Below are 12,366 nucleotides of genomic sequence, written 5' to 3' on the forward strand. Positions count from 1 at the left end.
TTCAACCCTCTCTCGCCAGGCGCCCAGGGGCGGGTAGGCGACGGTAACGAAGAAAACCATCCGGGATTGTATGGTCCCTACACCCCGGCTCAGCCGGGCTCCCCGGCGGCGGTGAGTCGGCCGAGGGCCAGTGCGATCCGCAGCGTGAACGCCGAACGTACGTCGGAAGGGGCGTACCCCGTGACGTCGGTCACACGTCGTAGCCGGTAGCGCACCGTGTTGGGGTGCACGAAGAGCATCCGGGCCGCACCCTCCAGCGAGGAGGCCTGCTCCAGGTAGACGCTCAGGGTCTCCAGCAGGGCGGAGCCGGCCTCGTCCAGCGGTGTGTAGATCTCCTCCACCAGCTGGCGGCGGGCCGCCTGGTCCCCGGCCAGCGCCCGTTCGGGCAGCAGATCGTCGGCGAGCACCGGGCGCGGGGCGTCCGGCCAGGCGGCGCAGGCCCGCAGGCCGGCCGCGGCGGCGTGCGCCGAGCGGGTCGCCGAGAGCAGGTCCGGCACGGTCGGGCCGATCACCACCGGGCCCGGCGCGAACTGGCCGATCAGCGCCCGGGCTGCGTGCACCGGCTCCTTGTCACCGCCGACCACGACCACCAGGCGCTTGCCCAGCACCCCGGTCAGCACGTTCAGCTTGGCGTACCGGGCGGCCCGGCGGATCGCCTCGACCACCAGCTCGCTGTCGCCGTCCGGCGCGCTGCCCATCACCACCCGGACCTGGCTGGGCTGGCCCCAGCCGAGCGCGGCGGCCCGGGAGAGCACCCCCTCGTCGGCGTCGCCGGACAGCAGGGAGTTCACCACCAGTGCCTCCAGCCGGGCGTCCCAGGCGCCGCGTGCCTCGGCCGCCTGGGCGTACACCTGGGCGGTGGCGAAGGCGATCTCCCGGGCGTAGACCAGCACGGACTCGCGCATGTCCGCCTCGTCGCCGGGGGCGGCCACCTCCTCGATGGCCTCCTCCATCACCTCGATCGTGGTGCGGATCAGCTCGACGGTCTGGCGCAGCGTGATCGCCCGGGTCAGCTCGCGCGGGGCGGTGCCGAAGACGTCGGTGGAGATCGCCTGGGCGGCGTCGGGGTGGCGGTACCACTCGGTGAAGGCGGCGATGCCGGCCTGGGCGACCAGGCCGATCCAGGAGCGGTGCTCCGGCGGCATCCGCCGGTACCAGCCGAGCTGGTCGTCCATCCGCGAGATCGCGGCGGTGGCCAGCTTCCCGGAGGACTTCTCCAAGCGCTTGAGCGTCGCGGCCCGGCGCTCGGCCCGCTCGGCGGCGTTTCGGCGCTCCTGGGCCGTCAGCCGGGGGGCCGCGCGGCCGGGGCGGTCACGGACGGCCCGGGGGGCCGGGGTCTTCCCGGTGGGTTCGGCGGCGGGACTGGGATCGCTCTGGGAGTTCGCGGAAGCGGCTGGCACAAGGACAAGACTGCCTCACGCGGGTCACTGCTCGTGCACAACCCCCGGCGCAGCGGCCGGGTGGTGCCGGTCACAGCGACTACGGTGGGGCGGGTGACCGACGCCCCTGAACGCCCCCGCGCCGACCAGCGCCGCACCGCCGAGCGCTACCGCTCCACCCCCGCCGAGGGCATCGAGACCCGACACGCGTTCTCCTTCTCCGGCCACTACGACCCGAGGAACACCCACTTCGGCGCGCTGCTCGCGTGCAACGAGGAACTGCTCGCCCCCGGTGCCGGGTTCGAGGAGCACAAGCACCGGGACACCGAGATCCTCACCTGGGTGCTGGAGGGTGCGCTGGCCCACCGGGACTCGCACGGTCACAGCGGGGTGGTGCGCCCGGGCATGGTCCAGCACCTCAGCGCGGGCTCCGGGGTCACCCACACCGAGCGCAACGTCGGCGGGGCCGCCGGGCCGGTGCGCTTCGTCCAGATGTGGCTGCAGCCGGACGAGTTCGACGCCGCTCCGGCGTACGGGCTCCGCAGGGTGGAACTGGCCGACGGCGGGTTGACGCTGCTGGCCTCCGGACTGGACTGGGACGCCGGGGCGGACGCCCTGCGGCTGCGCCGGCGCGACGCCGCGCTCTGGCTGGCGGTGGCCGGTCCGTGGCAGCCGCTGCCCGAACTGCCGGCCGCGCCCTGGCGGTACGCGCACCTGACGGCCGGCTCGCTGGGCTACCGGACCGTGCCGGGGCCCAAGGGCGCCGGCCGGTCGATGGAGCCCGGCGACAGCGTGCGGATCACCGGCGAGGCCTTCGCGGACCCGACGGCCGGGGAGACCGGCGCGGAACTCCTGCTCTGGGAGATGCACTCGCCGGTCTCCTACGGGTAGGCCCTGCCACTCAGCCGTTCAGCTCGGCGAGCACGGCGTCGGAGAGCGGCGGCCAGGCCTCGACGGCCCAGGGGCCGAAGTCCCGGTCGGTGAGCGCGATGCAGGCCGCGCCGGCCTGCGGGTCGACCCAGAGGAAGGTACCGGACTGGCCGAAGTGGCCGAAGGTGCCGGGGGAGTTGGCGGTGCCGGTCCAGTGCGGGCTCTTGGCGTCGCGGATCTCGAAGCCGAGGCCCCAGTCGTTCGGGCGGCGGTGGCCGTAGCCGGGCAGCACGCCGCTGGTGCCGGGGAAGGCGACCTCGCGGGTGGCCCGGTGGACGGTGGACGGGTCCAGCAGCTTGGGCGACTGGAGCTCGGCGGCGAACCGGGTGAGGTCGGCCACCGTGGACAGGCCGCCGGCGCCGGCCGGGGACTTGCTCGCGGTGTTGATCAGGGTGTCGTGCATGCCCAGCGGCTGGAACACCGCCTCGGCGACGTACTGGTGGAAGGCGATCCCGGCGGCCTCGGCCAGGGTGCGGGCGAGCACGTCGAAGCCCGCGTTGGAGTAGAGCCGGCGGTTGCCGGGCTCGGCGAACAGCCGGTCCTCGTCGAAGCCCAGGCCGGAGGTGTGGGCGAGCAGGTGGCGCACGGTCGAGCCGGGCGGGCCGGCCGGGTCGTCCAGCTCGAACACGCCCTCCTCCAGGGCGACCAGCGCCGCGTAGGAGGTGAGCAGCTTGGTCACCGAGGCGAGCGGGAAGAGGTGCTGCTGCGGTCCGTGCGCGCCCAGGACCGCGCCGTCCGAGCCCCGGACCACCGCCGCGGCGGCGTGGGGCACGGGCCAGTTCTCGATCATCCGCAAGCTCTCCATGCGCCCGACTCTAGTCGGGGCGGTCAGCCGGGTGGTGGGAGCACCCGGTGGGGTGGCTTGCTTTGAGTGCACTCCAACTCGGTAGCGTCGTCGTCGTCACAGGATCAGGGGGAATCGATCATGGCCGCACCCGCGTACGTCCGGAGCGATCTGCGCAGCTGCGCCGAGGTGTTCAACGGCCCGGTCGGCGAGCCGGACCGGACCCCGCGGCACACCATCAGCGAGGTCGCGGCGGCCAGCGGACTGACCGCCCACACGCTGCGCTGGTACGAGCGGATCGGTCTGCTCGACCCGGTGGACCGCGCGGTCGGCGGCCAGCGCCGCTACTGCGACGGCGACCTGCACCGGCTGGCCTTCCTGGGCCGGTTGCGGCTGACCGGGATGTCGGTGGCCGACATGCTCAAGTACGTCGACATGGCCCGCCGCGGCGAGCAGACCTACGACGAGCGCCGCCGGCTGCTGGAGGCGCAGCGCGAGGAGGTCCGGCAGCGGATCGTCGACCTCCAGGCCACCCTGGCCGTCCTCGACTACAAGATCGATCTCTACGCCGGGAAGGTCGTCGACCGCACCGGCGCCCCCGTCCAATGCCAGATCCACCGAGCAGAGGAAGAGCAGAGCGTATGACTCACCCCGTCCTCCCCACCGCCCGACTCGGCACCGACGGCCCGCTGGTGGGCGTCCAGGGCCTCGGCTGCATGGGCATGAGCGAGTTCTACGGCCCGACCGACTCCGACGAGGCGCTCGCCACGCTGGACGCCGCGCTGGAGGCCGGCGTCACGCTGTTCGACACCGCGGACATGTACGGTGCCGGCCGCAACGAGGAGTTCATCGGCCCCTTCGTCCGGGCCAACCGGGACAAGGTGGTGCTCGCCACCAAGTTCGCCATCGAGCGGGACGAGATCGACCCGTCCAAGCGTGCCGTCCGCAACGACCCGGCGTACATCCGCTCGGCCGTGGAGGGCTCGCTTCGCCGCCTCGGCGTGGACGTGATCGACCTGTACTACATGCACCGCCGCAACCCGGAGGTGCCGCTGGCCGAATCGGTCGGCGCCATGGCCGAGCTGGTACAGGCCGGCAAGGTCCGGCAGTTGGGCCTGTCCGAGGTGACCGGGGCCGAGCTGCGCGAGGCGCACGCCGTCCACCCGATCGCCGCGCTGCAGTCCGAGTGGTCGGTGTTCGCCCGGGACGTGGAGCGTTCGGCGGTGTCGGCCGCGGCCGAGCTGGGCGTCGCCTTCGTGCCGTACTCGCCGCTCGGGCGCGGCTTCCTGACCGGCGCGTTCCAGGACGCCGCGACGCTCGCCGCGGACGACTTCCGCCGCACCCACCCGCGCTACACCGGGGAGAACGCCGTCGCCAACGGCGAACTGCTCGCCCCGCTGCGGGAGATCGCCGAGGCCCACGGGGCGACCCTGGCCCAGGTGGCGCTGGCCTGGGTGCACCAGCGGGCGCAGGTGCACGGGCTGACCGTGGTGCCGATCCCCGGCACCCGCAAGCGCAGCCGGCTGCTGGAGAACACCGGCGCGGCGACGCTGCTGCTGAGCGAGGAGGAGCTGGCGCTGCTGGAGCCGATCGCCGGCAAGGTCTCCGGGGACCGCTACGCGGACATGCGCAACACCTCGGTCGGCCGGGAGTAGTGCCACGACGGGGCAGGGGAGTCGTGGACTCCCTTGCCCCGTACGGCGGTTGCCGGGTCAGACCGCGCGGCCCGTCCAGGCGGCCAGCCGGGTGTGCACGTCGGCGCCGTCGGCGACCGGCCGCACCGGGCTGAACGGGACGCCCTCGACCCGGGCCTCCGGCGGCAGCACCAGTTCGGCGACGGCCAGCGCGGTGTGCGCCAGCCCGTCGTCCAGGACGAAGCCGGTGCCGAGGGCGGTGGCGATGTCCCAGCAGTGGGTCGCCGTCTCCATCACGTAGCCGCCGACCACCACCGCGCCGGGTGCCTCGCCCCAGGGGGCGAAGGTCGGGCGGCCCAGCTTGGCGTCGTCCGCCCAGGCGGCGGTGGCGCGGGCGGCGGCCCGGCCGAGGGCGGCCGACCAGCCGTCGTCCGACGGGTCCTCGATGGCCGCCACGACGTCCTCGGCGCGGCCGCCCTCGCCGAGGTAGGCGAACCGGTGGATGCCGCCGACCACGTGGTTCAGCAGCTGCCGCAGGGTGAACTCCGCGCAGGGGGTCGGCCGTTCGAGGTCGGCGGGGGTGACGGTGGCGAACAGCTTCTCCAGCTGGCCGAGGGCGGTCAGGTACTGCGGGCGGGCGTCCTGGACGGTGTTCATCTGCGGTCAAGTCCTTGGGTTGAGGCGGTGTTTCGGGCTCGGAACGCAATCTCCCAGTAAAACCTGACAAGTGCCGTCAGGATTGTTGGGATCCTGATGCCATGAAGGCCGACCGTCTGCTCTCGATCCTCCTGCTGCTGCAGACCCGCGGCCGGGTGCCCGCCACCGAACTGGCCGAACGGCTGGACGTGTCCGTCCGCACCATCTACCGGGACGTGGAGTCGCTCTCCGCCGCCGGGGTGCCGGTGTTCACCGAGCGCGGCCGGCACGGCGGCATCAACCTGCTGCCCGGCTACCGCACCGACGTCACCGGACTGACCGCGGACGAGGCCCGGGCGCTGTTCGTGCTCTCCGCCCAGGGCGCGCACAGCGACCTCGGACTGGACGGCGCGCTCGGTTCGGCGCTGCGCAAGGTGATGGCCGCGCTGCCCGCCCCGCACCGCCCGGCCGCCGAGCGGGTCAGCGAGCGGATCCTGGTCGACCCGGCCCGCTGGCTGCAGAACCCCCAGGCCGGCACCGGCACCGGCTCCGGCAGCGGCAGCGGGGGCGGGCCGGACCTGGGCGAGCTGCAGTACGCGGTGTTCGCCGACCGGCGGCTGCGGCTGCGCTACCGGCATGGCGGCACGCCCGGACCGGTGGACTACACCGTCGACCCGTACGGGCTGGTGAGCAAGGCCTCGGTCTGGTACCTGGTGGCCGATCTGCGCGGCGAGCCGCGGCTGTTCAGGGTCGACCGGGTGCTGGCCGCCGAGACCACCGAGGAGGCGGTGCGCCGCCGGGCCGGGGTGGCGCTCGGCGAGGTGTGGGCGGCGCTGCGCGAGCAGGTGGAGCGGCTGCCGGTCGAGCTGCAGGCCCGGGTGCGGGTCCGGCGCGGTCGGCTGGACATGTTCCTGCGCATCCACGGCGGCCGGGTCACCGCGCTGCCGCCGGAGGCGGGCGCCGGGCCGGCCGAGGACTGGGTCGAACTGACGATGACCTTCCCGGCCGCGGGGGCCGTCCGCGCCCTGCTGGCCTTCGGCGCGGAGGTCGAGGTGCTGGCCCCGCCGGCCGTCCGGCGCGAACTGGCCCGGGCGGCGGCGGAGGCCCTGCGGCTCTACCAGGACTAGTTGGGCTTGGTCAGGTGTACGCGCTGGTGGCGTGTCCTGCGGGGCTGTGCCGCGTTGATGGTGTGTGACACCTGGGGAGTTGGATCAGGTCCGGGAGGATCTGGTGGCGTTCACGGCGGAGATGTTCGAGGCGTTCACGCGCACCGACCAGCACCGCTGGGGGCAGGCGTACGTGCGCGGGCTGCTGCTGGACGGGCGGCGCAAGTCGGTGGAGCCGATGGCGGCCCGGCTGGGCGAGGACGGCAACCGTCAGGCCCTGGCCCACTTCGTGACCTCCAGCCCGTGGGACTGGGCCCATGTGCGGGCAAGGCTCGCGTGGCGGATGCACGAGGAGATCGACCCGAGTGTGCTGGTCGTGGACGACACCGGGTTCCTCAAGGACGGCGACGCCTCCGCGGGCGTGTCACGGCAGTACACCGGCACCGCGGGCAAGGTCACCAACTGCCAGGTGGGCGTATCGGTGCACCTGGCCCGCGACCACGCCTCCGCACCGGTCAACTGGCGCCTGTTCCTGCCCAAGTCCTGGGACCCGGGCTCGGATCTGGCGGACCCGGTCAAGGTCGCCCGCCGGGAACGCTGCGGCATCCCGGCAGGCCTGGGCCACGTCGAGAAGTGGCAGCTCGCGCTCGACATGATCGACGAGACCCGTTCGTGGGGCGTGGACGTCCCGCTGGTCCTGGCCGACGCCGGCTACGGCGACAGCGTCGCGTTCCGGCTGGGGCTGAACCAGCGGGGCCTGCACTACGTGGTCGGGATCTCCACCACGCCCACCGCACACCCGGCCTCGGCCCGCCCGGTCACGCCGCCCTACAGCGGCACCGGGCGGCCACCGGTAGCCAAGTACCCCGACCCGGCCCGCTCGGTCAAAGCCCTGGTCATCGGGGCCGGCCGGAGCGCGGCCAAGCCTGTGCAGTGGCGCGAAGGGTCCCGCCCCGGCAAGGGGCGCACCGGCCACAAGCGCATGTACTCACGCTTCGTGGCCCTGCGGATCCGCCCCGCCGGACGGGAGATCCGCGACGCCACCGAGGGCGTGGAACTCGCCGAGTGCTGGGTGCTGGCCGAATGGCCCGCCAAGGAGTGCGAGCCGGTCCAGTTCTGGCTCTCCGACCTGCCCGCCGACACCCCGCTGACCACCCTGGTCCGGCTGGCCAAACTGCGCTGGCGCATCGAGCACGACTACCGCGAGATGAAGCAGGCCCTGGGCCTGGCCCACTTCGAGGGCCGCACCTTCAACGGCTGGCACCACCACGTCACACTCGTCTCCCTCGCCCACGCCTTCTGCACCCTGCGCAGACTGGCCACCGCCCCAAAAGACGCGGCGCCGGCCTGAGCCTCTACCAAGTCGTCCGCGAGCTGCAGTTACTCCTCGCCACCTGGGCCGGCGCCTGCCCCACCTGCCACCGCGACATCCCCACACCAAGACGAACCTGACCAAGCCCTACTAGCGGGCTGCGGATTTAGGAGGTGGGCTGCGCCTTGACGACGTCGCGGTAGTCCCCGAGCGAGATCGCCGCGAAGTTGTGCAGGCTGTCGGTGCCGGCGGTGAAGTAGCCGTTGTGGCCGGAGGCCCGGGCGGAGGAGATCTGCTCGGCGCCGAAGCCGTTGCCGGTCGGGTCCGCGCCGTGGCCGAGCTTGCCGACCTCCAGGAACGGGACGTTGCCGATCCAGTCGTTGGGGTTGCGGGTCGCCCACACGTGCACCCCGGAGCCCAGCTCGGCGGCGGACTGCACGCCCATGCCGGGGCTGCCGAACACCATCATGTCGGTGATGCCGGAGGTGTCGGACGGCGAGGCGGCCGCGCGCGGGATCTTCGGGGCGGCGGTGCCGCAGACCACCGAGCCGTACGAGTGGCAGAGCAGTGCCGGCGGCGCGTCCGGGCGGGTGGTCTCCTTGAGGCCGGCCAGCAGCCGCTCCAGCCGGGGCGCGGCGACGTCGGCGAGCCGGGAGGTGGCCGCGTCCGGGCCGAGGCCGGACGGGGTGACGTACCCGGTCCAGGCGATCACGGCGGTCCGGGTGCCGGGGGCCTGCTGCTGCTCCTCGGCGTACAGGGCGCGGGCCATGCCGGCCGGGGAGCGCAGCGGTTCGGCGGACTGGTCGAAGTGGCCGAGGTCGGCGTCCGAGCCGGGGACCAGCACCGAGACGTGCTCGGCGTCGGCGAGGTCGCCCCAGACCTCGGTGACCAGGCCGCGGCCGCGCGGGTCGAAGGCCAGGACCTGCCGGGCCGGGTCGAGCAGGCGCTCGACGTCGTTGGCGCGGGAGACGGCCAGCGCGCGGGTGTCGGCGTCCAGCGTCCGGTCGGCGGCGCGGGCCCGGGCGGCGTCGCGCTCGTTCGCCAGGGCGATCCGGTTGGCGCGGTAGCGCAGGTCCAGCGGGGCGCCGTCGTAGTTGCCGACGACCAGCGGGTAGTCCTTGACCAGCCGGTCCAGCTCGGTCGGGGCGAGCGACGCGAAGAACGCGGCGGCGTCGGCCGGGCTGGTGGTGGCCGGGTCGGGCAGGATGCGGCCGAAGGAGTGGTCCTGGATCCAGGCGGCGCTGCCGGCCGGGGGCGTGGAGATCGCCAGCTGCTCGGAGGAGACCGCGGCGGCGGCGGCCGAGGCGCCGGCGTCGGCGAGCACGGCACAACCCGCGAACGCGCCGATCAGTACACGCTTCCAGCGTCGACGGTTGCGCACCGCACCAACTCCCTTGGGGCCCGTCACCGTTTCTCGGGCGGTGCCCGGAGGGTGCGAATGGACTGCTGACTTCCCTGGGAAAGGGTAGAGGTCACAGGAGGGTGACGGACCCGCCCAAACTGTGGGATGGATCACATGAACCGGGAGTGTCTTTTCAGCGTCCTTGAGTGGCCGTTCCGGAGGTGCTAAGCGGAGTGCCGGGCGTCGTATCCGCCGACCACCCGCTTGGGCGCCGTCCGCCGCCAGGCCTCGGTGAGCACGTCCCGCAGCTCCTCGGGGTCGACCCGGTCCAGCCGCACGCTCACCCAGCCGTGCCGTCCGACGTACCGGGCGAAGGAGAACACCTCGGGTTCGGCGGCGATCAGCTCGGCCTGGTCCTCGCGGGAGGCCTTGACGGTGACGCTGTCGCCCTCGGGGGAGCCCATCGCGAAGACCTTGCCGCGGACCCGCAGCGTCTCGATGCCCCAGGTCGGCTCCTGGGCGGTCTCCGGCAGGGCCAGGGCCATCGTGCGGAACTCGTCGAACGTCACCATGACGGCAGGGTAGGGCAGGGCACCGACAGTGCCCCCGGGCGCGCCGAGGGGCGCGGACCGGTCGGTCCGCGCCCCTCGGGTGCCGCGATCGCGGGCGTGGGTCACACCATGCCCAGCGCGTACGCCGCGAACAGCGCCGCCGCGGCGCCGGCCGCCGCCTTGCCGGCCCGGGAGAAGGACGTCCAGGGGCCGTCGAAGCGCCGGGTGAACCAGCCGATCGCCACCAGGGCGGCCGCGAACAGCGGCAGCAGGGCCAGCCGGGCGGCCACCCAGCCGAGCGAGTCCGGCGCGGTGGTCAGCCCGGGGACGGCACCGAGGCCGGCCGCGCCGGGCACCGCCACCGCGAGCATCGCGCTCTGGTGCCAGCAGAAGATCGTCATCGCCGACAGGTTGACCACCACCACCGGCAGCCACAGCAGCGGACGGCGGCTCAGCAGCCGGCCCAGCCGCTCCCGCAGCAGCACCGCGGCGCCGCACTGCACCGCGGCCAGGGCGAGCACCAGCAGGGACGGCGGGTGCGAGTTGGTCCGCTCGACGCCCGGCACGCCGACCATGCTGGCCGGGTAGTGGAACACCGTCAGCAGCACGACGAACAGTGCGCCGCCGCCCAGCAGCAGCACCCGGGCGGCCGACCGGCCGAGCCGGCCCTGCGCCCACAGCACGCCCAGCTGGTAGCCGAACATCCAGCCCGGCAGCAGGTTCAGCAGTCCGACCCAGGAGGGCACCGCGTCGGCCCACGGCCCGTACCGCAGCAGGTCGACCGCCGCGACCGAGGCCGTCAGCAGGGCCGCCGACCACACGCCGAGCCGGCGGCCGAAGGCCACGCAGAGCGGGGTGAGCGCGGTCAGCGCCAGGTACACCCCGATGTACCAGAGCGGCTGCACCACCAGCGTCGCGCCGGTGTGCACGGTGTCCGCGGGCACGCCGAGCGCGGGCAGCAGCGGGATCAGCAGCGCCCACACCGCCGTCACCCCGAGCACCGGGCGGAGCAGCCGGACCGACCGGGCGCGCAGCCAACTCCCGTACGTCAGGCCCTTCTCCCGGGCCCGCTCCAGCGAGCTGACCGAGGAGTGGCCGCCGACCAGGAAGAACACCCCGAGCATCTGGAGCACCCAGCTGGCCGGGGCGAGGGAGCCGAGCGAGGAGAGCGGGCTGGCGTTGTGCAGGGCGCCGTCGGCGGAGCGGGTGAGGCCGCCGAGCATCCAGTGGCCGATCGGGACGGAGAGCAGGGCGAGGGCGCGCAGCCCGTCCAGGGCGCGGTCACGGGTGGCGGGGGTCTTCGCGTCGACCTTCTCGGCGGCGCGGCGCAGGGCGGTGGCGGGGTGGGCCATGGCGGTGCTCCTTCCAGTGCGGGCTGACGGGCCTGCGGGCCCGCTGACTGACGGGTCGACGGGCTTCAGCGGCCGAGGGCGATGGCGGCGTAGGCGGCGAGCGAGGCGGTGCCGGGGGCGAAGTAGCCGGTGTGGCCGTGGGATCCGGTGGCGGGCAGCGGGCGGGCGCCGAAGTCGGGGTCGGTCGGGTCGGCGCCGTGGCCGAGGCCGAACAGCCGGACGTTGGGCACGTCGCCGATCCAGTCCGAGTCGTTGCGGGCGGTGGCGTAGAGCGGGACGCCGTGGTCGAGGTCGGCGGCCGAGTCGACGCCCATGCCGGGCGAGCCGAGTACCACCAGGCCGGAGGCCCGGGCCGGGGTCGGGCGGGCCAGGCCGCAGACCACCGAGCCGTAGCTGTGGCAGAACACCGTGGGCGGGGTCTGCGGGGCGGTGCTGACGGAGAGTCCGTCGAGCAGCCGGTCGAGGCGGGTGGCGCCGGCCCGGGCGAGGTCCTCGGTGGCGGCGTCGACGCCGACGCCGACCGGGGTGGTGTAGCCGGCCCAGGCGATCACGGCGGTCCGCCCGTCGGTGGCCCGGTACAGGGAGCGGGCCATGCCGGCGGGGGTGCCGTACGGGTCGGTGGCGCGGTCGAAGCTGAGCAGGTCGACGTCGGAGCCGGGGACGATCACGGCGGTGCGGGCGGCGGTGCCGAGGTCGCCGTACACCTCGGCGACCTGGCCGCGGCCGCGCGGGTCGAAGGCGAGGATCTGCCGGTCGCCGTCCAGCAGGGTGCGGTAGCGCTCGGCGCGGGTGCGGGCGGCCCGGTGGTCCTGCGGGGTGAGGGCCGGGTCGGTGGCCCGGGTGAGCTCCCGGGTGCGTTCGGCGGTCAGGGCCAGGGTGTTGGCGTGGTACCGGAGGCGGACCGGGGCGCCGTCCAGGTTGCCGACCACCAGGGGGTGACGGGTGGCCAGGGCGTCCTGCTGGGCGTCGGTCAGCCCGGCGAAGAACGCGGCGACCTGGGCGGGGGTGGCGGTGGCCGGGTCGGGCAGCCGCAGGCCGAGCGCGGTGTCGGCGGTCCAGGCGGGGCTGCCCGGCGGCGGGCCGGTGACGGCGGTCTGGGTGTCGGCGGTCCAGCCGCCCGCGCCGAGCACGGCGGCCAGTGCCACTGCGGTGGCCGCGATCGCCTGCCTGGTACGGAACTTGCGCATGTCCGCCTTCTTCCTCGTCCGTTCGGTTGCCGATCCGGCTGCCGGTTCGGGGGCCGACTTCGGTTGCCGACGTCGGCTTTCGACGAGGAGGAAGGTAGGAATGCGACGGCCCCGCGGACGTCACACCGCGGGGCCAACTCCCGGGTGCTACCC

Annotated in this window: 12 protein-coding genes; 5 read left to right on the top strand and 7 right to left on the bottom strand. The window is 74.2% G+C overall.

The window, feature by feature from the left end; translation table 11 throughout:
* Positions 1-89: 89 nt before the first annotated feature.
* Complete coding sequence (locus ABTZ03_RS02805) at positions 90-1,286, bottom strand: PucR family transcriptional regulator (RefSeq protein WP_350511207.1); 1,197 nt, start codon at positions 1,284-1,286, stop codon at positions 90-92.
* 207 nt (positions 1,287-1,493) lie between these two features.
* On the opposite strand from ABTZ03_RS02805, the gene ABTZ03_RS02810 reads away from it, so the two are divergent.
* Positions 1,494-2,270 (top strand): pirin family protein, encoded by a 777-nt coding sequence (locus ABTZ03_RS02810; RefSeq protein WP_350511048.1) that lies wholly within the window; start codon positions 1,494-1,496, stop codon positions 2,268-2,270.
* A 10-nt stretch (positions 2,271-2,280) separates the two neighbouring features.
* On the opposite strand, the gene ABTZ03_RS02815 is transcribed toward ABTZ03_RS02810, so the two are convergent.
* A complete protein-coding gene (locus ABTZ03_RS02815; protein WP_350511049.1) occupies positions 2,281-3,114 on the bottom strand; it encodes a serine hydrolase domain-containing protein in 834 nt (277 codons plus the stop codon).
* 120 nt (positions 3,115-3,234) lie between these two features.
* Here ABTZ03_RS02815 and ABTZ03_RS02820 point away from each other — a divergent pair, with 120 nt between their 5' ends.
* Together ABTZ03_RS02820 and ABTZ03_RS02825 are read left to right on the top strand one after the other, a co-directional pair.
* On the top strand, positions 3,235-3,738 hold the full coding sequence (locus ABTZ03_RS02820) for a MerR family transcriptional regulator (RefSeq protein WP_350511050.1): 504 nt from the start codon (positions 3,235-3,237) through the stop codon (positions 3,736-3,738).
* Positions 3,735-4,748, top strand: coding sequence for an aldo/keto reductase (locus tag ABTZ03_RS02825; protein ID WP_350511051.1), 1,014 nt, complete (start codon positions 3,735-3,737; stop codon positions 4,746-4,748). The genes ABTZ03_RS02820 and ABTZ03_RS02825 overlap by 4 nt, the downstream gene beginning before the upstream one ends.
* Positions 4,749-4,805: 57 nt before the next feature.
* On the opposite strand, the gene ABTZ03_RS02830 is transcribed toward ABTZ03_RS02825, so the two are convergent.
* On the bottom strand, positions 4,806-5,384 hold the full coding sequence (locus ABTZ03_RS02830; RefSeq protein ID WP_350511052.1) for a TIGR03086 family metal-binding protein: 579 nt from the start codon (positions 5,382-5,384) through the stop codon (positions 4,806-4,808).
* Between the two features lie 101 nt (positions 5,385-5,485).
* Between ABTZ03_RS02830 and ABTZ03_RS02835 the strand changes: the two genes are divergently transcribed.
* On the top strand, positions 5,486-6,490 hold the full coding sequence (locus tag ABTZ03_RS02835) for a helix-turn-helix transcriptional regulator (RefSeq protein WP_350511053.1): 1,005 nt from the start codon (positions 5,486-5,488) through the stop codon (positions 6,488-6,490).
* A 64-nt stretch (positions 6,491-6,554) separates the two neighbouring features.
* Positions 6,555-7,820: an IS701 family transposase gene (locus ABTZ03_RS02840; protein WP_350511054.1), complete on the top strand. Its 1,266-nt coding sequence runs from the start codon at positions 6,555-6,557 to the stop codon at positions 7,818-7,820.
* A gap of 127 nt (positions 7,821-7,947) precedes the next feature.
* Here the strand turns inward: ABTZ03_RS02840 and ABTZ03_RS02845 are convergent, their stop codons facing one another.
* From ABTZ03_RS02845 to ABTZ03_RS02860, 4 genes are all read right to left on the bottom strand, one after another.
* Positions 7,948-9,162, bottom strand: a complete 1,215-nt coding sequence (locus ABTZ03_RS02845; RefSeq protein ID WP_350511055.1) for an alpha/beta hydrolase — start codon at positions 9,160-9,162, stop codon at positions 7,948-7,950.
* A 185-nt stretch (positions 9,163-9,347) separates the two neighbouring features.
* The gene (locus ABTZ03_RS02850; RefSeq protein WP_350511056.1) at positions 9,348-9,695 is read right to left on the bottom strand and encodes an MmcQ/YjbR family DNA-binding protein; all 348 of its coding nucleotides are present in this window, start codon (positions 9,693-9,695) and stop codon (positions 9,348-9,350) included.
* Between the two features lie 101 nt (positions 9,696-9,796).
* The gene (locus ABTZ03_RS02855) at positions 9,797-11,026 is read right to left on the bottom strand and encodes an acyltransferase family protein (protein WP_350511057.1); all 1,230 of its coding nucleotides are present in this window, start codon (positions 11,024-11,026) and stop codon (positions 9,797-9,799) included.
* 65 nt (positions 11,027-11,091) lie between these two features.
* Positions 11,092-12,213: an alpha/beta hydrolase gene (locus ABTZ03_RS02860; protein ID WP_350511058.1), complete on the bottom strand. Its 1,122-nt coding sequence runs from the start codon at positions 12,211-12,213 to the stop codon at positions 11,092-11,094.
* Positions 12,214-12,366 lie beyond the last annotated feature (153 nt).

It is taken from the genome of Kitasatospora sp. NPDC096077 (assembly GCF_040303245.1).
In the GTDB taxonomy this organism is placed as follows: Bacteria; Actinomycetota; Actinomycetes; order Streptomycetales; family Streptomycetaceae; genus Kitasatospora.